Source organism: Lawsonibacter asaccharolyticus (assembly GCF_022453915.1).
Classification (GTDB): domain Bacteria; phylum Bacillota; class Clostridia; order Oscillospirales; family Oscillospiraceae; genus Lawsonibacter; species Lawsonibacter asaccharolyticus.
In genome coordinates this window covers 1502549-1524571 of record NZ_CP091870.1, presented here as the reverse complement: position 1 = coordinate 1524571, position 22023 = coordinate 1502549, and the positions used below count along the sequence as shown (strand labels likewise).

Sequence of the window (22023 nt, the reverse complement as noted above, 5' to 3'; positions counted from 1 at the left end):
AGGCAATTCCGGCGGCGTCCGTTCCCCGTACCTCACAAGCTGTGGAGAGAATGGTGAGAATCCGGTTTCGCTCCCCTTTGGACAGGCTGTGGCCGTAGTCAATCAGGCCGAATAGACAGCACATGTTACAGCTCCTCCTCTCCGGCTACCGGCTCATTCACATACAGTCGGCGCTCCTTCAAATACTGCACCAGCTCCGGGGCCTGACAGCCGGAGACAAAGGTGGTCCAGGACATGGCCTTCAGCTCCTCGTCGGACAGAAAAATCGCCACATTGCAGATCTGGTCAACGAGCTGCAATGTGGCGATCAAGGTGTTGTATTTTAAGGTACCCCGGAAGATCCGAAACTCAATAGTACTGTCGTTCCGGAGATTGACGCAGGTATAGCGGCTTCCATTGGTCCCCTTCTTGGCCTGGTCCAGAATGTCTTTTGGGTGCTCCTTATAGCCGTACCGAGCCGCCCAGTGCTCCAGCTGGCGCGGGGTCCGGCGGCTGAACTTCAGCAGCTCCTCCCAGTGCTTCTCAAAGAAGTAGAGCACCCGGGCAATGGCGGCGTCCTGCGTCCGGCTGGTCTCGCCGAAGGCGGCGCGGCTTACATGGATGTGAAGCCCGCAGGTTCCGGCCTGGTGGCTCCGGTATCCCATGGAGACCGCCTCCCGCAGACTCCCTCCAGGGCATGGTCTTCTGGTGGAACTTCAGAGTCATGGGGTGGGTCACGACTTCAAAGCCGTCGTCCAAAGAGCCGTCGTGTTTGCAGTAGATCAGCTCCCAATCCCCGTTGGCCAGATTCAAAATCTCCTGGGCATTCTCGCTGCACTCTCCCGCTCCATCAATCTCCAGCTCCGCGCCCAGGTAACGAGGGCCCTTCCCATAAAAGATCGGGTCAGGCTTGTAGTAATAGTCCTGAATAGCCTTTTGTTGAGTAGAGCGGGAATAGCAGTCGCGGCACAGGGGCTCCTCATTCCCTACGTCGTCCCAAGCGTAGAGGATTCTGGCATTGCGAATCAGCGCTCCACATTGAGTGCAGTTGGTATAGAGCCGCTCATAGCAGCTTTGGCAGAGTGGCGTATCGGAATCACCAGCATTATTGTCGCTCCAGATCCACTCCCCACAGACGGTACAGGTTTCGGTCTTCTGCTCCAGGAAATCAGGACAGCGGTCCTGGTCGTCGAACTCCCGCTGCTGGTCCAGATCGTACTCATCGCCGCAGACGGCGCATGTAAATGTTTCTCTTATCATGGTTCTTCATCCTCCTGTTTGATCACATAGTCGATGGCCGCGCACAGCAGGGCTGCCGCGGCCGCCAGAAGAACCTCGAGCAGTTTCTCTCGGGCCTCCTGGCGGTCATTCTGATTCACCCCACGGTGGTGCAGGCCTGCCGGAACAGCTGATTCACCAGCTCCACAATGAGGGCGCGAATGACGGATAAGAGCGTTTTCAGCATGGTTTCCCTTTCCTTTCCAATATAAAATGAGAAAAGCCGGAAGCTGCGATCGAGGCGTAAACCTCAGCAGCTTCCGGCTTTCTATCAAAATGATATATTTTTGAAGAGGACAGGAAAAGCAAACAGGGTGCAACAGGGGAATAACGCAAAAAGGGGGTATTTACATGTACCGTGATTCACTTGATTATGCCCAGAACTGTTTCTCAAACGTCCTGGAATCGTGTACCGTCCTTACTCCGGCCGAAGTAATGGAAGTTCTTGGAATTGAAAAAATAGTGTCTACGAACTCGTGAATTTAGTCTCATTTCAACCATCTTTATCAAAAAACGCGCCGGCACTTTTCCTCATGAAGTGCCGGCGCGTTTTTTCTTATTTGGTCATGAACCCGAGCGGTAAGAGCTTGTGTCTTGCTCCATCTTCTGCAGGGAATGCTCACTGCACAGAAATATTGCGAGCATTCCCCGCTTGCGGAAATCGTACCAAATAAGGAGTGAACTTAAAATGGAAAAAAGAAAACCAACATCGGTCTGTTTTACATCAGATGAACGGCGACACATCACCGCATTAGCCCAGAAAGTTGGAATGGACTGCTCTGCCTATATCCGGCACCGATGCCTCAATGAAAATCCCAATCGGGAGCCTGTCAACCGCAATTTAGCACAGCTTCTATGTGACCTGGCGAATACAACTCAGCAACTGGACTGTGACAAGGAGCTTCTGGAGCGACTCAGCAGATTGGAGGAACAGCTTTGGCAATCTATCGAGTAATCCACCATTCGGGCAAATACCACGATTGGAACGCGATCCGGGATCTACTCCAATATGTCAGTTCACCGGAGAAGGCAAAAAGCGGACTTATCTTTGGCGGAGCTCTCTTTCCGAACATTGCAGCAGACTCTATGGAGGAACTCTGCCGGGCGTTTGATAGGACAGATGGACTTCTGCTCCGGCACTCGATTCTCAGTTTCTCCCCGGAGGAGAGAATCGACGCTTTGGACGCAGCGGATATCGCGGTCCGAGCCGTCCGCTATTACAAACAGCAGTACTAGATCTTGTCAGTTGTACATAAAGACAAGCCCCATGTTCATATCCATTTCGTGATGAACACTCTCAACTACCGCACAGGAAAGAAGTATCCCGGAGATCGAACCGATTACTATGGCTTCCTGGCATACCAGAGAGACAGCAATCATAAAATGACTGCGAAAGGAGCATACCCTTTATGAACCGACTGCCCATTCCTACTCCATCCTGCCGGAGCGTATTCCGGAAATCCGAGACTCCCCTGACGGCGGAGCGATACACCAAGATCTGGATCCAGCTGATCAACCAGATGGAGCGCTCCAGCTCCAGCGCTGCAGGGCTCCAGTAACAGCCACAAAAGCGGTCTCCTGACGAGCATAGTCAGGGGGCCGCATTTTTTATAGGAGCGATGTCCAATGTCCAAAGCCGCAATCTACTGCCGTCTGTCGGAAGAAGACCGGAATAAGGCCTCCGCCGAGGACGACAGTGCCAGCATACAAAACCAGAAGTCCATGCTTCTACAGTACGCCATACAGCAGGGCTGGGAAGTATTTCACATTTACAGCGACGATGACTACACAGGTTCTGACCGAAACCGTCCGGAGTTTAGCCGCCTTCTAGCGGATGCTCAGGCCCATAAATTTGATATCATCCTCTGCAAAACTCAGTCCCGCTTTACCCGTGAGCTGGAACTGGTAGAAAAATACATACACGGTCTTTTCCCGCTGTGGGGAATCCGTTTCGTCAGCATTGTGGACAATGCGGATACCGACAACAAGGGGAACAAAAAATCCCGCCAGATCAATGGTCTGGTAAACGAATGGTATCTGGAGGACATGTCCGACAATATTCGTAGCGTCCTCACCAATCGCCGGGAACAGGGATTTCATATTGGCGCCTTCGCCCTCTACGGATACCAGAAGGACCCGGCTCAGAAGGGCCATCTGATCATTGACCCAGAGGCCGCCGCAGTCGTGCGCCGGGTCTTTACCTTGTTTTCACAAGGATACGGAAAAACGGCCATCGCCCGAATTCTGAATGAGGATGGGATCCCCAATCCCACCGAGTATAAGCGCCAGAAAGGATTGCGGTACCAATCTCCCCCTGGAAAAACAGGAACGCTGTGGAAATATCCTGCCATCTCCCACATGCTGACCAATGAGATCTACATCGGCAACATGGTCCAGGGGCGGTACGGCAGTGTATCTTATAAAAGCAAACAGAACAAGCCCCGCCCCAAAGATCAGTGGATCCGGGTCGAACACACTCACGAGGCAATCATCGACCAGGACCTATGGGAGCGGGTTCAGGCCTTAATAAAGGAAAAGACAAAACCCTTTACAGGTGGGTCGATTGGGCTCTTTGCCAAAAAGGTTCGCTGCGCCAATTGCGGATACACTATGCGCTCCACGAAAAACCGCGGGCGGCACTATCTCCAGTGCTCCAACCGGCGCGTTTCAAAAGAGGCCTGTACCGGCGCATTTATTTCCGTGGAAAAGCTGGAACGCATCGTGGTCCAGGAATTGAACCGGCTTTCCGCGCAGTATTTGGATCAAGATAAGCTGGAACGAAACCTGGAGTTTTCCAGCTCTCTCCTGGCTCAAAGACAGAAGGTGCTGGATCAACGTTCCAAATATCAGGCACAGCATGAGGAGTTCCAGACGGGCCTGCGAGAGCTCTATCTGGATAAGGTACGGGGAATTCTGTCCGAGTCGGATTTTCTCAGTCTCTCCCAGGACTTCTCCAAGGAAAAGGAACTGCTCGAGGGAAAAATCGCGGAAACCAACCGTCGGCTGGAAGAACTGGACGCCCGGATTGCCGCCGGGGACAACCGCCGGGAACTGGTCCAGCGTTACACTAATCTGGAGCACCTGACCCGTGAAATGGTGGAGGCCCTCATTGACTATATTTTAGTGGGAAAACGCCAGCTTGGCGAAAATGATCCGCCGGTTGAAATACATTGGAATTTCTAAATTAGAGATAAATATTCGCCTAGGAAAAGAAACTCATGTTTCTTTTCCTAGGCTTTTAATCAAACGATTTTCTCGCTTCATGGAGACCCACATAACAATACTCATCTATCCTCTTCTTCCAGAAGTTGAAGTTCAAAGGGAAATTCGAAACATTCTTCCGCTTCTGTATTTCTATATACCTCCTCTGATACCGTGATCAGCTGAATTCCTTCAAAATCGTTTACCTTTCTTTTGGGATCTCCAGAAACTTTCATTTCAAACCCCTGCTCGTTAGGGGCAGAAAAAACCATAACTGCTCCTGCCGCAGAGTCAGTTTCACATATCCGCTTCCACAAGAGATCCCGAATCCTGGAATTGACCCTTCCGACAAATACCCCAGGTTTCAACTCTAGAAACCACCGAGTCAGTTCTCCACGCACGCTCTCCGGAGCAGAATCCATTGCAATCACTGTCATAGAAGGTCCCTTTCCGCAGCATAGTTTTTTCCTCCGTTGATTGTATCCTGGCGGTCATCCCACAGGGAGCCTACAGTTGGACCGTTGACCATTTCTTCCTCTACCGTCTCCTGGAAAATCCATTCCAGATCTTGAGCAATTCGAGACAAGATACGTGCATTTGCAAAATATGCCCGGCAAGTTAGTCGAATCCGCTTTTTTTGCGGCTCACCCTGTTTCATTTTCTGGATTGCTTCAAATGCAGCCGGAATGGTTGTCTCCGCTTTATATAAATCTGCAACGTCATATACAAACGAGAGCTGCTTTCCTGTATGAATAAATCCCAGTCCTGGTGAGTAGCCCAATGAAACAATAGCAGCATGGCACAGACCATAGAGCAGAGCATTAGCCTCAGACAGCGCTTGATTGACTGGGTCTGCCTGATCCCACTCCTCTGTTTTGTACGAACGTTTTTTCCAGCGAACTCCAGTTGTCCTCGCTGCTAGTTCATAGGCCTTCCGAACCCGAATTCCTTCCATTCCCCGCAGTTGTTGTAACGTCAATCCCTCCGTTTTTAAGTTCGAAAACCGAATCTGATACATCCTTTTTGCCACTTCCAGATGCCGCTCTGCGTCCATACATGCTTTTGCCTGGACCAACAGATTCTTCGCACTTCTAGTCTCCCCTACTCCCGCAGCATAAAACCGCTCGGCATGTTCTCCACACCAAATCGCCATACATCCGTTATTACAAATCGCCCGAATCGCTGCATGGGTCACACTGGTTCCCGGTCCTAGCAACAAGCATGTCATGCCGGCAATTGGGATGGGTGTCCGCCCCTGCTTCTGAATTGCTACAATCGCAGTGTCGTTCTGCTCAATGACAGCATGTTCTAAATATAAATAACTGATGCTGTCTTTCAATTTAGGCAATTCCTGTAAGTTCTTCAACAATATTCCCTCCCTGCATTGAAAATCTTCAGTTTCCAGACGACGGATAGACGTGCCCACTCTTCACATGCGTGGGGTTTACTACGTTGGCCATGCTGATGGTGACCTCGTTGTACGGCCCATTTCCACGCACGTGGGGTTTACAGTTTTGGACTCCATATTTTTAGCCCTTTCAATAGTCCATCCCTACGTGCGTGGGGTTTACTCAATATAGAGTGGCAGGTCACCGGCACTGATCGGTCCATCTCCACGTACGTGAGGTTTACGTCATGGATAATGTCTATCTTGATACGTATTACGGTCCATCCCCACACATGTGGGGTTTACTCCTCCATGTTGCAGTCACGGGCAGCGTTCTGCGGTCCATCCCCACGTGCGCGGGGTTTACGGCCTGCTCAAAGGTGGTCTTGTCATCCACCATCAGTCCATCCCCACGCACGTAGGGTTTACGATCCCGAATGGCCATGCAGGCTGCGGCAAGACCGGTCCATCCCCACATGCGTGGGGTTTACGAGGGATTCAAGCTAGACGACACCCCCCACTACGGTTCATCCCCACGTGCGTGGGGTTTACCGTTGAGTAACGCCGAGATATGTTGCGATTGCCGGTCCATCCCCACATACGTGGGGTTTACGATGTCGGGTCAAACGTAATGCTGGGGGTGGCCGGTCCATCCCCACATACGTGGGGTTTACAATAGGGGGATCAGGCGCGTCACGTCGTCGTCCGGTCCATCCCCACATACGTGGGGTTTACACGCCCTTGACCTGCGAAGCCGGGCCCCCGATCGGTCCATCCCCACATACGTGGGGTTTACTGGTCGAAGATCGCCCGGAGGATCTCCATCTTCGGTCCATCCCCACATACGTGGGGTTTACGCTTTGGCTCTGGATCATACTCCGGACACGACCGGTCCATCCCCACATACGTGGGGTTTACGATCTGATCTACCAGCTCCTCCATGTCCTTCAGCGGTCCATCCCCACATACGTGGGGTTTACGGCCGGAGAGGTTGTCACAGACATCTATTTTGACGGTCCATCCCCACATACGTGGGGTTTACGTTCTCATCAAGCGTTTTTTTCATATTTTTTTCCGGTCCATCCCCACATACGTGGGGTTTACTGAGTGAGACGAACCTCCTGCTCGTCCAGAATCGGTCCATCCCCACATACGTGGGGTTTACACTCCTTGTGGAGAACGGGGGCCTTGACGAGGCGGTCCATCCCCACATACGTGGGGTTTTCGTCCGCCATGGCCTCGAAGTCTGGCAGGGTGACGGTCCATCCCCACATACGTGGGGTTTTCGATGGTGGTCTCGTCCAACTGCTCATGGTATTCGGTCCATCCCCACATACGTGGGGTTTTCACTGAAATAAAATCAAAAATTTCGCGCGCAAGCAGTAAAACAGCACTTTTACCAGCGGAAAAATTCAAAATTTTATTTCTAGTAAAAATCAAGAGCTCAGCAGCAGCATTCCAAGTCCATACGATTTTCCGGGACCAATTCCCTCCCGGACTGCATTTTGAAATAGCACTGCATCTGTAATTTGGAGCGTTCCCTGATAGTGATATTGATCCAGATACATCCGGCCGCCCCGCGCTGGCACATGACGGCCAGTCAGCTGGCTGCCCTCCAACTCCTGACAACTCAGTAGCCGAAACCCATTCTGCTCTCCTTTCCTGGTTAGCCATGTACAGCGTTCTTCCAGAGTCCTGAGAATCCGGCGCTGGCTGTTTTTCCCGTTCTTCTGCGCCACCTTTTTTGTAGGCGATGCCAGCAGATCAAATCTCCAAATCTGCCCCTCCTGCATGGCATTCAGCCAGGGCGTCAGATCCCGCTCCCCAGAAAAATGCATACCCGGCAACAGGCGTTCCCGATTCGCAGGCCGATTGGAATAGAGATAGATTGCCAGTGCGTACCTGTCCTCACGGACCCGATAGATTACGCCCGAGCTTTTCCGATCACTCTCAAAAAGCCCCATAATCATTTGATGAAGCTGCTGGCAGTCGCCCAATGCCTGCCGGATACCACGCTGCTGAGGAATCAAGTCAATTTTCGTCAGATACATCTTGTCCCTCCCTGGTGATAACCCCTCGATAGACGGTTCGAAGGCCAAACTCTCGTCCCCCTGAGAGTCTTTCGTCAGGCCGGGTAAAACTCCCCACCCCGTCTCCTGGAATCTCACATTCATAGTACAACGCCTGCGGAGCGGATTTGTCTCCCTTCCGCATACAGACCGGGTAGCGCTGGATCGCATCCAATAAGTCGGAGTATGCCTCTGTCACTCCTTCAAACACAGGTCGGGATGGGACACAGCTCTTTCGTCCCAGGTAGATGGGCCACACCGGCTGCTTCAGAGCCGCTGTCACCCGCTCCCGCCAATCATCCGGCAGATCCAGCACCACCAAAAAACTGGCGTCCTGGAGATACCAGCGAGGTGAGATGACCGTGTTGCTTGACCGGGGCTTCCCCTCCGCGTTATAAAGCGGATACCCCTGTACCGTGTGGAAATCCAGCACACGGATCCCGGGGCGATCCACCCGCACCGCCATATGTAGGGCTGCGGACAGAGCTGCAATCTCCGGATCTCCCCGCTCTAATCCCATAGCGCACGACAAAAGACCTACAACGCCGGATTTGCTTGGAAAATCCCCACTGTCCCGGACGTCCCATTTAGAGTGGTCCCCCCAGGACTGCAGCGCCCCTTCCAGCCGCAGGATCAGCAAAGTTTTCTTTTCTTCCATCACATTCGCCTCACGCCAGAGCAGCCGCCGCCTGTTCGATCAATTCTGTCAGTGTCTTGCACACCGTAGTCTCACATTCTGGTACGATAGAGCATGCTGTGGGACAGAACCACAGCCGTTGTTTCACGTTTAATCCAAAACTGTTCTGTATCGTGTCAACTTGACTAGCCAGCGCCTGAACACTGCCCTTCACCAAATCGTAGTCATTGGCCAGCTCCGGTTTAATCGGCCGCACAAAGGCGTTGACCATACTGACCGGCACCTTCTCCTCCTTGCATTCCACAAGGATCGCACTGGGAAGCACGTTTCCAGCAAAGCTGTTCTGTTTCCCTGACGGGTTGGTCAACGCCATAGTACGGATCAACGCAGGGATGGCCGCTTTCACCAACTGCTCTGCATCCGGCGTATCCTTCAGGTTTTTCATCAAAATATCCGTATCCAGAGAGGCATAGATGTAGTAGCATGCGGAGTTGTAATCGGTATCCCCGATCATGGCGGACCCTTTTTCCTCTATCACCTCCCCGGAGAGCAGATCATCCATGGCGGTGAAATAGTCGGATTCCATGTTCATCTTATTGGTAGAGATAGCATGGGCCACCTGCATGGCGGCTTCCACATCCCGGAACGCATTGGAAGTCACCATTCTCCCAAAGAGTGCCATGTCCAGTGTGACAGGGCGGCTCTCCGCTCCCTTTACCGCCTCCTGCAGATCCTTTGCCTTCAATGCCTTGACCTCTTTCAGGGATGGACAATCCTTGAGCTTTTCATAAATAGCTTCCGCCACCGCCTGGATATCTTCCGGCGCATAGAACACAATCTGTGCGGTGTAGCTGCCATCCTTATTCTCTGCGCCGTCTTTGTTGCCAAATCCACTGATTTTGGGGAATACAGTGTCAATATACTCTTGACTGACTCCCATCTCCGCCAGCTTCTCTGCCACCAGTTGGGGCAGCTTACGGGTTCGAATGCCCAGATGTTCCGCTCCGATGGTCTGAGAGAACAGCGGCGAACGCCTCCAGCTCCGCTTCAAGCACTGGCTGGACACACGGCCCCGGGTCGTTCCGCCAAACATACAGGACTTTGGAGCGCCAGACTCATCCCGGTTCAGATTGACTGGGGGATAGTTCTTGAGCATATGGATTTCGTATAACATGGATCATTCTCCTTTCAATTCTTCTTGCTGCTCTTCAGGCTTAATATAAAGGGCGCGAGCCCACTTCCGCTGCACGCTCTGTTTTTCACCGTTCCAATAGAATAGATCTTCCAATAGCCACTGACAGTCCACTGCATATCCTTTTGATCTCACAAACCGGATCAGTCTGGACAGCTTTTTGAGCATAAATCCATCCTCGTCCCACTGGAGATCCAGAAGCATTTCCAATCGGTGGCCGGTGCTCTCGGACATCTCTTTATCCCGACCAAGTTGATAGAAGATCTGCTCCAAAGGCTGGCGGCGTTTCTCATCTGTATCCCAGAGACAGTACAGACAAACTGCCGCAAATGCTCGCTCCTCCTGCCACTGCGGTATGGAGAAAGGCAGGCACTGAAAGAAAACACGCATGGCCTGTCCATCCGCCTGACTCAGCATGGTCCCAGCTTCCCGCTTCAGAGACGCACGCTCTCCTCTCGGCAAGGTATCTAGCCGCTGGAAGAAACTGCTCCAATCCACTTCCTTCATATCTTCATCCCCTTCTTGATTGCCGCGATTTCTTTTCCAAGCACTTTTTGCTGATAATCCATAACCTGGAGCATAGCTCTTCCACACAGGGTCAGCTGTTCCAAGGTCCAATCTACACATTCCGCTGCTGTCTTGCATTGCCAGCTGATGGCCGCTGTCAGATTGGCAGCATAATCAAATCCAGGCTGTGCCAACGCATCAAACTGGCTCCACAGTATCTGCTCGCAAACCGCGTAGTACCTCTGTCTGGCCTGAACACGGCTCTCCTCCGGGATCTCCTCCAGAGTCAGCGCTTTATAAAGCGCCCGGCCCAACCGCTCCGCTTGCGCGACAAACTCGGTAATAAAGCGCAACGCGTTCTCATTCCCCAGTAACTTTTTGGGAATTTGAAGGTCGTGCCTCTGTGCCCTCATATAGTTTGCCTGATTGGTCTGAACTCCGTAAATCACAAGAGACATCGGACGATCCGAGGTATCCAATTTTTCATACTGCGCTATGATCTGGGGAGCACGCTTTCCTTTCGTGTCAATCAGATCCGTTAGGTTGCGCCAGATCGCTTCATCCGCAGATGGCTTCCAGTTAAATCGTCCCTTTGCATTGTATCGGTATGTAACATGCGGGTCTGTCCAAGAATTTGTCACTTCAAAGTTCATTCCTTGGCTGAAATATACGTTTTCAACGTATTCACCAGACTCATCTGAAATTAGATGGATCCGCCTTGCTGGGAAAAACATACCAAACAGCCATGATGTCCTCGCCACTTTTTGTTTGGATACCACTTCATCCGGATTACGCCACAAGACCGGAGGCCGATCAAGGGGCAGATCAATTCGATCCACCTGGATCATACCAAACACTAAAGTCTGAAACAGGTTCTTTCCCCGGATCAGTGTAAACCATGGCGGAGCGCCGTTCATATTAGAGGGATACCCCTGCGCCCCTGCGGTACAAAAAATCTGCGCAGCCAACATCATCCGCAGCGCTTTGCCGGGCGTGTAAGTGATCTTCTCCCGCTTGTGATCGAAATGGATGTGGTTGTTCCCATTTGGGATAGAGTAATCCAATGTGGAGACCGGTTTTGGATCTCGATCCCAATCTGCACGATATCGGGTCTGTAAAAATGGCCGCTCTGAATCGAAGAGGTCAAAGCTCACCCCCTCCTGTTCACACTGGCGCACATAGCGCTGGATAGTATCCCAATCAAATTGCCCCTCATCCAATAACTCCTCCAATACTTCCTCATCCTCTGGTCGAAGCATGTCCATGAGAAACACGATCAGAAAGCGGTAAACACTGTACTCTACCATAGGAGATGGATCCTGAATTTCGCTGAGCAGGTGGGCCCTCTCCAGCGTTTCCAGCAGGCTAAGCTCTTTCATGCTTCCGTCCAGCTCTTTTACTGGGATCCACGGCTGCGTTAAAATTTGAAATGACGCCTTCACACACCTCACCCCTTCTCAAAAAATATACCCAACTCTTTGTCTGCAACGATTTGGGTTCCATCAGCTTGAGTATACCGCATATTTCCATTTTCATCTACTGTGGCAGTATAAATTTCGATCCCCTCCAGCAGTCTTCTGCCGAAGATCACGCCTTCCGTTCCGTGCCGCAGAAGTTTTGCCCGAACAGAGACACTGGCCTTCAGGATCTCACGCGCCTCTTCTCTGGTCACATCTGATAGACACAGTCGGTCTCCACAATGCTGACTTTTGCTGCGTAAAGATCCAAACCGCTCCGGCGGCAAAAGTACAATACGTACGGTCGGTTCACCCAAGCGCGTCTTGGCCGAGAGGTAGCTACTGCTTTCCAGATCGTCAAATTGAATCCGTTCAGCTTCTTTGATCGGGGTGTATCCCTTTTCAGGGGCATTGATCAGATAACCTCCGCCGGCCGCCGCTTTAACCTGATCTTCCATTAGGTGATCTATCCAGAGATCCAATTCCTCCGGTGGAGCCGCTTCTGGGCTGTAGCCTTGCTCCACCAATGTGGGCAGATCCTCTGGAATCTGTATTTCACTGCGTTCTTCCAACAGATGAATACTCTGCTTCAGAAGACACTCTGGGTAAATATAGCCGTCCGCCTCAAATTTTCCTGTCTCATCAGGAATCAGCACATAGAACCGTGGGGCAGCAAGATGAGGCGGCCGGGGCGTATCTTCATGGCGAAACTCCCGTCCAAGGCGCTGGAGCAGAAGGTCAATTGGCGCGATCGAAGTCATCATAACGTCAAAATCCACATCCAGAGACTGCTCCACCACCTGAGTGGCCACTAGAATAGCCTTCTGCGGGCGAGCTGCCTTTTCTTTTCCAAAGAGACGGATACAGCGCTGTTCGATTTGATCCCGCTGGCCAATCGGAAAACGCGCATGGAATAAAAGCAATTCTCCATCAAATTCTTTGGTTTTGAGCGCTTGGTAGGTCTCCTGGGCTTGCTGGACGGTATTGAGCAAAATACAGAGGCATCCACCGTCTTTCACCAGTCCCATCGCCTTCTCGGCAATCTGTTCCGCATGATGCAGCACCGGGCAAAGCTCGACGGATACTGTCTGTCGTTTTTCCGTCCGGCTGACCGGCCGCACGATTACATTCCCTGACTCTGTTACAGCAGTAATCGAAGGATAGCATGGCTGGATTGGATGATCGGTATAGGCAGACAACATTTGCGCCTTTTTCTCCGGCGGAAGAGTGGCAGACAACAGGACCACAGGGATCTCCAGGGCTTTACACCATTCTAGCAGCCGATGGAGGATCTCACTCATATAGACATCGTAGGAGTGGAGCTCATCGATCACCAAAGTTTTCTCTGCCAATCCCAGCAGCCGCAAAACGCCGTATTTCACCAGCAAGACAGACATCATTGCCTGATCCACCGTGCCAACCGCATAGGAACTCAATAACCCTCGACGCACTGGAAGAAGCCAGCTCGAGGCATAGCGCTCCTCCTCTGTCTCGAATTTAGGCCAGGATTGGGTATTGTCTCCGTCAACCAGCCAGGCCATACTGTGAAGGAGACGGACTGAGTCTGGAAACTGATGCAGCTTTAATAAAGTCCGCATACGTCCAACCATCTGATTGGAGGTAGCTGCTGTAGGCAAACCAACATAGAAACCACTTTTCCCCCACTGTTTGGCCATTCGAATCCCTGCATAGATTCCGGCCTCCGTTTTTCCCTCCCCCATAGGTGCCTCCAACAGTACCACAGAAATGCGCTCCTGTGCCTGTTGAAAAAGGGCCTCAGTTTCTGATTGCAAGCCCCGCATTACATCTCTTGGAATATTGGGCCACACATCATGAAATTCATTTCCAAAGTCTGCGGCCTGCGATGTCAGTCCGCTCAGCATCAAAAATTTTTCCGCAAGACATTTTGCGTGCTCCTCCCCATCCGGCTGATTGATCCAGAGTTCTGCTTGGGCAAAATAGTTACTGGATGCAATCCAGTCCGACAGGATCACAATTCCAAGCAGCAGCGCACCTACACTTCCTCTGTTTTCTTTCCCAAGAGGGGGTAAAAATAATTCCTCAGAGCGTAAAAATCGAAGCCGCATCCAGTGCTCGAATTCTTCCTGAAGATGATTCCAAAAGAGATCTTGCCGGTCCCCTTCCGTTCCGCTTTTCCCTTGGTGATGCACTTCTAGAATATCCGCATAGAATTTAGCTGCGCTTTGATTCGAGGCTTCCTTCCAGAGGCGTTCCCGCAGACAACGCCAGGTAGTTTTCTCATGACGGATCTGGTTTAAAGCAGGAAAGTCTGGTTTTACACCCTCTTTATCCATACTTTCCTTCATAGGCAACCAGCGATATTGAAATTGCCCTTCTATCTTACCCACATCATGAAGGGATACAAGGTATCCAATCCAGTCTGTAAATTTCTCTGGAGTGCACGATAATAACGCCAACAATTTATTTCGTACGCCTGGGACAATCATCTTATGAACGATGACTTGTGCGACAATCCCAGAAATGAAGGAATGGGTCAGAATGGATTGAAAAGGTTCTGTCTTCGCCCATATCTGTTGTAAACCAATGCTCATAGGAATACCTCCTCTCACTTATATTGAAATCATTTTACATTCAAATCTGTCCAATAAATGAGACTCAGGAAAATTTTTTATTTCTGTGATTTTGAGTATAACATTATTTGAACGCTGTTTGTACAATAAAGATTACTGCCTCTAAGAAAGTTGCCCTTACACCATTGCAGCAGAGCAGAAAGCCCGCCTCACCTATGACAATATCCTGCGTCTCAGTGATGACCCGGATGTGAACAACGTGATCCGCTTCCTGCGGGAGCGGGAGATCGTCCACTTCCAGCGCTTCGGCGAGTGTCTGCGGCTGTGCAAGGAAAAGATGAACAGCAAGAATGTCTATCTCACCAACCCCGCATTCGACAAACAGATGACGCCCCAGCCCCGGAATGCCTGAGTGTCCCGGAGTCTGCTATCAAAAGGTGCAAAAAAGCCTGCGGTCTGATGGACCGCAGGCTTTTTGTGGGTTCAGACCCGGATCAGCTCATAGGTCCGGCTGCCCAGGCCGATCTTTTCCCCATGGGCCAAGCAGCTCTCCCACTCGCACTCCGGCGTCACATTCCGGAAGTGGTCGTGGAGATCATGGAAGCCTTCCTCGTGCATCCGGTCATCCAGAAGGCTGCCTGGGATGGGCTGCTGCCGCAAACAGGCATCCACGCACGCCTGGTCCAGGGCCACCGGGTCAAACGAAGCGAACATCCCCACATCAGGCAGGATGGCCATATCGTTGTCCCCATGGCAGTCGCAGTAGGGAGATACATCGATCACCAGGCTGATGTGGAACTGGGGCCGTCCATCCACCACCGCCTTGGCGTATTCGGCCATCTTCCGGTTCAGCTGCTCACAGGCACAGTCGTTGGGGTTAAAAATGGCATCAAAGTTACACACCGCGATGCACCGCCCGCAGCCCACGCACTTTTCCTGGTCAATAAATGCCTTACCCCCATCGTAGGAGATAGCGTCCTGCCCGCACTGCTTGATGCACTGGCGGCAGCCTGCGCAGCGCTTCTGCTTCACCACCGGCTTTCCGCCGGAGTGCTGCTCCATCTTGCCCCGGCGGCTCCCGCACCCCATGCCAATATTTTTCAGCGCACCGCCGAACCCGGTCTGCTCATGGCCCTTGAAGTGGCTCAGGCTGATGAACACATCTGCGTCCATGATGGCGCGGCCGATCTTAGCCTTCTCCACATACTCGCCCCCCGCCACCGGGACCTCTACGTCATCATTGCCCCGCAGGCCGTCTCCAATGATGACCTGACAGCCGGTGGAGAAGGGGGAAAACCCGTTCTCATAGGCGCTCTCAATGTGCTCCAGGGCATTTTTCCGCCTCCCCGGGTAGAGGGTGTTGCAGTCCGTCAGAAAGGGAACGCCGCCCAGCTCCTTCACCACATCCGCCACCGCCTTGGCGTAGTTGGGCCGCAGATAAGTCAGGTTCCCGGGTTCTCCGAAGTGGAGCTTGATGGCCACCAGCTTTTTTTCCATGTCGATCTCACCGATCCCAGCGCTGCGGATCAGCCGCTGGAGCTTGGTGAGCTGGCTTGTCCCCACAGGGGCCCGGAGGTCCGTAAAGTAAACTTTCGATTTGTTCATAGATCTCACATCTCCTCACATGCATCGATTGCATCGATCAAAACTCAGTTGGACGGCATCTGTTGTTTGGCGCGTCTGATCTCCAGTATCCCGGGGATGATATTGGCAAACGAGCCCGCCAGGATCAGCAGGATACCCGCCAGCATATTGCCCGGGATCTCCTCCCCGTGGACCATCCAGGCCAGTATGGGCGAGAGCGCCGGCTTGAAGAAATACACCAGCGAGACCACGCTGGCCGGCTGGTATTCCATAGCCAGGAAGTAGGCGCAGAAGCCCACGCCGGCCACGCCGGCCGAGACATAGAGCACATAGGGCAGGTTCTGGAGGGTATAGCCCTCCAGAATGGGGATCTGGGCAAAGGAGGGCAGACCGATGGACTGGAAGAATCCCGCCACGGCGGGGATATGGGTGATCAGGATAAAGCAGAAAATGATGACGCTCCCGAAGAGGAAGCTGAAGCAGGTGACCACCGCGCCCCCGTACTCCGCACACTTTCGTTTGCCCATCACCCCGTAGATGGAGAACAGCACAGTGGAGCACAGGGCCAGTCCTACGCCCACCATGTTCAGCTTGATATGCAGGGGGTTGATAATGGCCAGGGTCCCCAGGATCTCCAGACTCAGGGCTGCCAGATGGCGCCTCTTGATGGGCTCCTTCAGGATCATGAAGGCAAAAAAGGTAACAAAGACTGGGTTGCAGCTGAACAGGACCGCCACCACGGAGGACTCGGTAAAGTTGATGGACATCTGATAGATCGGCATGCAGATGGCAATGCCGATCAGGCCCAGCAGGGCGAAATAGGCCACGCTTTTCCGGTCCAGGCGCTTGCTTCGCTTCTTTAGGGTGTAGACAGCCACCGGGGCCAGAAAAACGAAGCCGATGGAAAAGCGGGCCAGCGTCAGCTGGACCGGATTGACCTCCCCCGCGATGAGTTTCAGCACCACCTCCATGGAACTGAACGCGATAGTTGCAATCAGGATAAAAAAATATCCTTTTTTCATGTTAAGTGTCTCCCCTTACAGGCTCATGTAAGTTTGTTTTTTGATTATAGCACAGCAGGCCCTGAAAAGGAACCAAAACTCAGAGCAGACACCGAAACGGCTGGACCAGGAGCGATGTGATGGGATAAAGTGCATGCTTCCAGTCTCCGTTATCCCAGGGGGTCACCCCTTCCTTCTCCACATAGGTCTCCAGTCCGGACACCAGCAGAGAATCCTCCTCCATTTCCGCTAGGTAATGTTCCAAGACCGCATTAAATTCCTCCCCATGGATCACGAACATCACTTCCGTATCCACATAGGTGCTGCGCATATCCAGATTGTAGGAGCCTACCGCCGCGAGGTCCTGGTCAATGAGCAGGGACTTTCCGTGGGAGGAGTAATCCCCGTACCACTCCCATACCTGAGCACCGGTATCCAGCACCCGAGCCTTATTGCGGTAATAGTCGGAAGAGGCCATAAAATTGTCCCCTACTCCCATGGAGTTGATCTGAACGGAGAAGGGCACCCCGCGCCCAGCCACCCGTGAAAGTCCGTCATACATCGACTGATCACATACTGCGTAGGGTGTTTGGAGGTAGACTCTCTCCTCAGCACCCTCCATCAGCTGCTGCAGCTGCCACCATACCAGAGGTTCTTTTGCCAAAATATTGATCGGGTTATGGATAAAAGTCACAGCTTTTAATGGGACCGTGGCCTCTATGTAATCTGTATTCTGTTTGCTCAAAAGCTCCGGATGAGCCTCCCTCCATGTGCTGTGCCGCATATGGAGGGCTTCTGTCTCCAGAAGTACGCTCTTTCGATAGAAAAATGGTGCGGACTCCAGCCAGGTTTTGCTGTGGCTGTCAGACCAAACCATCTGAAAGTACTGCTCCACCTGATGGAGTACGCTCTCACCGCTGTCAGCCGTCCCTGCGGCAGAATTATAGAACAGAATATCCAGGTCATGACTCTTTTCCGGGTCCGGGACATAGTCCCCTAAAAATTTATCAAAAGTGTTTCGTCCGCCTGCCAGCAGCAGCCGGTCATCTGAGAGAATATATTTGTCATGGAGCCTGCCGTTAAAGGTCCAGGGCATGAGCGGATTGGGCGTATTATAGAAACGGATCTCAATATTGGGATGTGCGCCCAGGGCATAAAACACCGGCGAGGAGGCCATGCTGACCAGGCCGTTCATCCCATCCGTGAGGACCTGGACCTGGACCCCGCGCTCCGCTGCCGCCAGGAGGGCCGCTGCCACATCCCTGCCGCTCTCACAATCCCGGATATCAAAATTGGTGAAAATCAGCCGCTTCTGCGCCTCTTCAATCATGCGGATCCGGATCTCCAGTGCGGCAACATTGTCATCTATCAGGGCTGCACGATCCACGCTTCCAGTCCCATAAAATCCACTTTTGTCAAATCCTCTCTGAAATTCTTTTGACACTCCCGGCTGGAACAGAAATGGGAGCCACATTCCCAGGAGCAGATAGACCGCATAACACAGAAAAACCACTGGCAGAATCCGCAGTATAAGGTGTACATGCCGGCCACCAGCTCCCCCTGCTTTGATAAATAAATGTTTCATCTTATCTGTAAACCTCCGGGCTTTGTTATGAGAGCAGACGCTTTCATTCTCTATTTTTCATTATTATAGAACGAAACGACTTTTTTCTCAAGGGGATATGATCGGAACCCACACAGGCTTTCGATCGCACTGTCCCTCAGAAGCGGACGGCGGACCGTCTGCCCCCTGCTGGCCTCCAATGAGCTGACAGCCGGGTATTCTCTATCAGAATACCCGGCTGCCTCTGACTTTTCACATCTTTACGCGGTGGAACACCTTTTTTCCTTTTTTGAGCATCAGGCCGTCGCCTGCCATCTGGTCGGCAGTGTAGGATGCGGCCACGTCGGTGACCTTCTCCCCGTCCACCTCCACGCCGCCCTGTTCCACCAGGCGGCGGGCCTCCTTCTTGGAGGGAGCCAGCTTGCACTTCATCATCAGGTCCAGGATGCCGATGGAGCCGCCGGCCAAGTCCTCCTGGGACAGCTGGGTGGCCGGGACATTGCTCATGTCTCCGCCGCCCACAAAGAGGGCCTTGGCGGCCTCCTGGGCCTTCTCAGCCTCCTCCTTGCCGTGGACCAGAGCGGTCAGCTCATAGGCCAGGATCTCCTTGGCGGTGTTCAGCTGGCTGCCCTCCCACTTGTCCATCTCGTCAATCTGCTCCAGGGGCAGGAACGTGAGCATGCGCAGGCACTTGAGCACGTCGCCGTCGCCTACGTTGCGCCAGTACTGATAGAACTCATAGGGGCTGGTCTTGCTGGGGTCCAGCCACACCGCGCCCTTGGCTGTCTTGCCCATCTTCTTGCCCTCGGAGTTGAGCAGCAGGGTGATGGTCATGGCGTGGGCGTCCTTGCCCAGCTTTCTCCGGATCAACTCGGTGCCGCCCAGCATGTTGGACCACTGATCGTCGCCGCCGAACTGCATGTTGCATCCGTAGTGCTGGAACAGGTAGTAGAAGTCGTAGGACTGCATGATCATATAGTTGAACTCCAGGAAGGAGAGTCCCTTCTCCATCCGCTGCTCATAGCACTTGGCCCGAAGCATGTTGTTCACCGAGAAGCAGGCTCCCACATCCCGCAGCAGCTCGATATAGTTCAGTTTCAGCAGCCAGTCGGCGTTGTTTACCATCTGGGCCTTGCCCTCACCAAACTCGATGAACCGCTCCATCTGCTTTTTGAAGCAGTCGCAGTTGTGCTGGATGGTCTCCGGGGTCATCATGTTCCGCATGTCGGTGCGGCCGGAGGGGTCCCCAATATAGCCGGTGCCGCCGCCGATGAGTGCGATGGGCCGGTTGCCCGCCATCTGAAGGCGCTTCATCAGGCACAGGGCCATGAAGTGGCCCACATGGAGGGAGTCGGCAGTGGGGTCAAAGCCGATGTAGAACACCGCCTTCCCCTCATTCACCATCTTGGAGATCTCCTCCTCGTTGGTCACCTGGGCGATCAGTCCGCGGGCTTTCAGTTCCTCATAACAGGTCATCGTACTTTCTCCTTTTTATTCAATATTCTGCTGGCATGAAGTGTTTTCAGCAGGACTGTTGTTTCTCTCCCTGAGCAGGCACGCGCTCCTTGTGCTCCCTGCGTCCACAGATCACATTGTAGGCCACCACGCTGCCCACCACGATCACCGCGCCCACCAGCGCAGTGGGACCGATCATTTCATGGTAAAAGACGGCTACCAGGATGGGGTTGAGGACCGGCTCGATGCCGGAGACCAGGCTGGCCGTCACCGGCGGAGTGGTCTTCAGGCCGATGGTGAGCAGGATATAGGCCAGTGCCACCTGGAACACCCCCAGGATCAGGACGCTGACCACCGCTGTGGCGGAGAAGTCGGTCTCCATGGCCACAAAGGGCAGTCCCACCACCGCGCTGAATACATCTCCCCAGAAGACCGAGCTGATGGCGTCCCCCTCCGGCATGTCGTTCATCATGAACACACCGGCATAGGAGATCCCGGAGATGAGGGCCAACACGTTCCCCACCATCCCGCCAGCGGAAAGGCTGTCCACAAAGAAGAACAGGATGCCGCCCAGCACGGCCGCGCAGGTCACCAGATCCAGCTTTCCCGGCCTGCGCCGGAAGAAGATGGCGGTGAACACCATCACGAAAATGGGGGCGGTGAACTGGAGGACGATGGCGTTGGCCGCCGTGGTCATCTTGTTGGCGATGGAGAAGAGGATGTTGGTCCCACACACCGCCAAAGCGCCCAGCAGGACCCAGCGGTTCATCCTGGGCTTGTGGCGGATGGCCCACAGGTACAGCCCGATGACCACCAGGGCCACCGCGGTCCTGGCTCCGTTGATGGACATCCCGTTCCACGGGATCACTTTGATGCAGAGCCCCCCGATGCTGTACAGCACCGCGGCGGCAAAGACGCACAGGACGCCTCTCTGCTTTGCGGACACGACACCGCCCCCTTTTCTGTCTCTCTCCACATTTCCAGACCGCCCGAACTCATTTTGCGGAGTCTCCCCCGCTGTTCCCGCCCCTGCGGCGCGGGAATACACAGAGAGGATCGGGCTCTCTGAAAAATGCCCCCTGTCCCGAAGGACAGAGGGCATGAAATGCGGTACCACCTCTGGACCGTCCTGTCCTCGCGGGCAGGACCTTATGGAGTGCTGGACTCCGGCGCGGTAACGGGCGCGGCCCGGCCTGTCCCCTACTGCGGCTTGTCCGGTTCGGGCGGCTGCTCGGAGGCGTATTCCCGGAGCGCCCCTCTCCCCCTCTCACCGTCCGGGGGTTCTCTGGGCAGCGGCGGCTCCGCTACTGGTCCTCTTCATTGCAATGTGTGCAATATAGCACACGCCGTTTTCTTTGTCAAGGGGCGGGCAGGGATTTCCGGACAGATCTGGGTCCGGGCGGCTGCCCCGGCCCTTGTCACTCGGACCGGCCCATGGTACAATAGCACCGCCCCCCCGGCGGGGTCCGGGGGGCGGATCAACAGATAAGTGGTGATATCTCATGCATCAGATCCTCATCGTGGAGGACGACCCTGCCCTCAGCCAGGGCATCCGCCTGGCACTGGGCCAGGAAGGGCGCCAGTTCGTCCAGGCCGGCACCATCGGCCAGGCGGAGCGGGAGCTGGCGGAGCGGACCTTTGACCTGCTCATCCTGGACCTGAACCTGCCCGACGGGAACGGCCTGGACCTGCTCTCCCGGCTGCGGGACCGCTCCGCCCTGCCGGTGCTGATCCTGACGGCCAACGACCTGGAGATGGACCAGGTGACCGGTCTGGAGCTGGGGGCGGATGACTATGTGACCAAGCCCTTCTCCCTGGCGGTGCTGCGCGCCCGGGTGAACAGCCTGCTCCGGCGCAGCCGGCCTGCCCCCGCCGCGCTGGAGCTCCCCCCGTTCCTGTTCGACTTTGACGCCATGTTCTTTGCCAGGGACGGCGTGCCGTTGGAGCTGTCCAAGACGGAGCAGCGGCTGCTACGCCTGCTGGTGGAGCACCGGGGACAGACCCTGTCCCGGGAGGTGCTGCTGGACCGGGTGTGGGACGGCGGCGAATTCGTGGACGAAAACGCCCTTTCCGTGGCGGTGAACCGCCTGCGCGCCAAGCTGGCGGACGCCCCCATCCGCACCGTGTACGGCCTGGGCTATCAGTGGGCGGTGGACTGAG

Annotated in this window: 24 protein-coding genes and 1 pseudogene; 7 read left to right on the top strand and 18 right to left on the bottom strand. The window is 53.9% G+C overall.

The features are described from left to right. Positions 1-125: 125 nt before the first annotated feature. From L9O85_RS07240 to L9O85_RS07230, 3 genes are read right to left on the bottom strand one after another with little or no spacing between them, the layout of a single operon-like run. Positions 126-602: a hypothetical protein gene (locus L9O85_RS07240; protein ID WP_301580114.1), complete on the bottom strand. Its 477-nt coding sequence runs from the start codon at positions 600-602 to the stop codon at positions 126-128. Beyond that, a complete protein-coding gene (locus L9O85_RS07235; protein ID WP_301580052.1) occupies positions 523-1239 on the bottom strand; it encodes a hypothetical protein in 717 nt (238 codons plus the stop codon). The genes L9O85_RS07240 and L9O85_RS07235 overlap by 80 nt, the downstream gene beginning before the upstream one ends. Further along, positions 1236-1358, bottom strand: a complete 123-nt coding sequence (locus L9O85_RS07230; RefSeq protein ID WP_301580050.1) for a hypothetical protein — start codon at positions 1356-1358, stop codon at positions 1236-1238. Before L9O85_RS07230 ends, L9O85_RS07235 begins: the two co-directional genes overlap by 4 nt. 587 nt (positions 1359-1945) lie before the next feature. On the opposite strand from L9O85_RS07230, the gene L9O85_RS07225 reads away from it, so the two are divergent. The 5 genes from L9O85_RS07225 to L9O85_RS07210 all read left to right on the top strand — a co-directional run bounded on the left by L9O85_RS07225 (position 1946) and on the right by L9O85_RS07210 (position 4440). Further along, a complete protein-coding gene (locus L9O85_RS07225) occupies positions 1946-2212 on the top strand; it encodes a plasmid mobilization protein (protein ID WP_301580048.1) in 267 nt (88 codons plus the stop codon). Beyond that, the gene (locus tag L9O85_RS07220; protein WP_301580046.1) at positions 2194-2493 is read left to right on the top strand and encodes a hypothetical protein; all 300 of its coding nucleotides are present in this window, start codon (positions 2194-2196) and stop codon (positions 2491-2493) included. The genes L9O85_RS07225 and L9O85_RS07220 overlap by 19 nt, the downstream gene beginning before the upstream one ends. 51 nt (positions 2494-2544) lie before the next feature. Further along, positions 2545-2670 (top strand): hypothetical protein, encoded by a 126-nt coding sequence (locus tag L9O85_RS15185; RefSeq protein ID WP_430688788.1) that lies wholly within the window; start codon positions 2545-2547, stop codon positions 2668-2670. Then, positions 2667-2816, top strand: coding sequence for a hypothetical protein (locus tag L9O85_RS07215; protein WP_301580044.1), 150 nt, complete (start codon positions 2667-2669; stop codon positions 2814-2816). The genes L9O85_RS15185 and L9O85_RS07215 overlap by 4 nt, the downstream gene beginning before the upstream one ends. Before the next feature lie 67 nt (positions 2817-2883). Then, a complete protein-coding gene (locus tag L9O85_RS07210; RefSeq protein WP_301580043.1) occupies positions 2884-4440 on the top strand; it encodes a recombinase family protein in 1557 nt (518 codons plus the stop codon). A gap of 101 nt (positions 4441-4541) precedes the next feature. Here the strand turns inward: L9O85_RS07210 and cas2e are convergent, their stop codons facing one another. The 10 genes from cas2e to cas3 form a co-directional block, all read right to left on the bottom strand. Then, the gene (gene cas2e, locus L9O85_RS07205; protein WP_108981238.1) at positions 4542-4895 is read right to left on the bottom strand and encodes a type I-E CRISPR-associated endoribonuclease Cas2e; all 354 of its coding nucleotides are present in this window, start codon (positions 4893-4895) and stop codon (positions 4542-4544) included. Next, positions 4892-5824: a type I-E CRISPR-associated endonuclease Cas1e gene (gene cas1e, locus L9O85_RS07200; protein WP_108981239.1), complete on the bottom strand. Its 933-nt coding sequence runs from the start codon at positions 5822-5824 to the stop codon at positions 4892-4894. Before cas1e ends, cas2e begins: the two co-directional genes overlap by 4 nt. 813 nt (positions 5825-6637) lie before the next feature. Beyond that, the gene (locus tag L9O85_RS15180; RefSeq protein ID WP_430688783.1) at positions 6638-6874 is read right to left on the bottom strand and encodes a hypothetical protein; all 237 of its coding nucleotides are present in this window, start codon (positions 6872-6874) and stop codon (positions 6638-6640) included. A 71-nt stretch (positions 6875-6945) separates the two neighbouring features. Continuing rightward, positions 6946-7119, bottom strand: coding sequence for a hypothetical protein (locus L9O85_RS15175; RefSeq protein ID WP_430688782.1), 174 nt, complete (start codon positions 7117-7119; stop codon positions 6946-6948). A gap of 162 nt (positions 7120-7281) precedes the next feature. After that, entirely contained in the window at positions 7282-7896 is a 615-nt protein-coding gene (gene cas6e / locus L9O85_RS07195; RefSeq protein WP_157954756.1) for a type I-E CRISPR-associated protein Cas6/Cse3/CasE, read from the bottom strand. Continuing rightward, positions 7877-8572 (bottom strand): type I-E CRISPR-associated protein Cas5/CasD, encoded by a 696-nt coding sequence (gene cas5e, locus L9O85_RS07190; RefSeq protein WP_108981241.1) that lies wholly within the window; start codon positions 8570-8572, stop codon positions 7877-7879. The genes cas6e and cas5e overlap by 20 nt, the downstream gene beginning before the upstream one ends. A 10-nt stretch (positions 8573-8582) precedes the next feature. Further along, positions 8583-9725: a type I-E CRISPR-associated protein Cas7/Cse4/CasC gene (cas7e, locus tag L9O85_RS07185; RefSeq protein ID WP_301580040.1), complete on the bottom strand. Its 1143-nt coding sequence runs from the start codon at positions 9723-9725 to the stop codon at positions 8583-8585. 3 nt (positions 9726-9728) lie between these two features. Further along, a complete protein-coding gene (gene casB, locus L9O85_RS07180; protein WP_301580039.1) occupies positions 9729-10250 on the bottom strand; it encodes a type I-E CRISPR-associated protein Cse2/CasB in 522 nt (173 codons plus the stop codon). Next, the gene (casA, locus tag L9O85_RS07175) at positions 10247-11692 is read right to left on the bottom strand and encodes a type I-E CRISPR-associated protein Cse1/CasA (RefSeq protein ID WP_301580038.1); all 1446 of its coding nucleotides are present in this window, start codon (positions 11690-11692) and stop codon (positions 10247-10249) included. The genes casB and casA overlap by 4 nt, the downstream gene beginning before the upstream one ends. 5 nt (positions 11693-11697) lie before the next feature. Continuing rightward, positions 11698-14280 (bottom strand): CRISPR-associated helicase Cas3', encoded by a 2583-nt coding sequence (gene cas3, locus L9O85_RS07170; RefSeq protein WP_256181229.1) that lies wholly within the window; start codon positions 14278-14280, stop codon positions 11698-11700. Positions 14281-14443: 163 nt separating this feature from the next. On the opposite strand from cas3, the pseudogene L9O85_RS07165 reads away from it, so the two are divergent. Continuing rightward, positions 14444-14671: pseudogene (locus L9O85_RS07165) on the top strand (manganese catalase family protein); the annotation flags it as partial. 71 nt (positions 14672-14742) lie between these two features. Here L9O85_RS07165 and L9O85_RS07160 read toward each other — a convergent pair. From L9O85_RS07160 to L9O85_RS07140, 5 genes are all read right to left on the bottom strand, one after another. Beyond that, positions 14743-15864: a DUF362 domain-containing protein gene (locus tag L9O85_RS07160; RefSeq protein WP_050624772.1), complete on the bottom strand. Its 1122-nt coding sequence runs from the start codon at positions 15862-15864 to the stop codon at positions 14743-14745. Positions 15865-15908: 44 nt separating this feature from the next. After that, the gene (locus tag L9O85_RS07155) at positions 15909-16865 is read right to left on the bottom strand and encodes a DMT family transporter (RefSeq protein ID WP_050624771.1); all 957 of its coding nucleotides are present in this window, start codon (positions 16863-16865) and stop codon (positions 15909-15911) included. A 79-nt stretch (positions 16866-16944) separates the two neighbouring features. Then, a complete protein-coding gene (locus tag L9O85_RS07150; RefSeq protein ID WP_170116229.1) occupies positions 16945-18231 on the bottom strand; it encodes a phospholipase D family protein in 1287 nt (428 codons plus the stop codon). A 429-nt stretch (positions 18232-18660) separates the two neighbouring features. Continuing rightward, on the bottom strand, positions 18661-19884 hold the full coding sequence (gene tyrS / locus L9O85_RS07145) for a tyrosine--tRNA ligase (protein ID WP_050624769.1): 1224 nt from the start codon (positions 19882-19884) through the stop codon (positions 18661-18663). Between the two features lie 46 nt (positions 19885-19930). Continuing rightward, positions 19931-20809 carry a DMT family transporter gene (locus L9O85_RS07140; RefSeq protein ID WP_050624768.1) on the bottom strand — a complete coding sequence of 293 codons (879 nt, stop codon included), beginning with the start codon at positions 20807-20809 and terminating at the stop codon, positions 19931-19933. Between the two features lie 556 nt (positions 20810-21365). Between L9O85_RS07140 and L9O85_RS07135 the strand changes: the two genes are divergently transcribed. Beyond that, positions 21366-22022 carry a response regulator transcription factor gene (locus tag L9O85_RS07135; RefSeq protein ID WP_301580034.1) on the top strand — a complete coding sequence of 219 codons (657 nt, stop codon included), beginning with the start codon at positions 21366-21368 and terminating at the stop codon, positions 22020-22022. Position 22023: the final 1 nt, after the last annotated feature.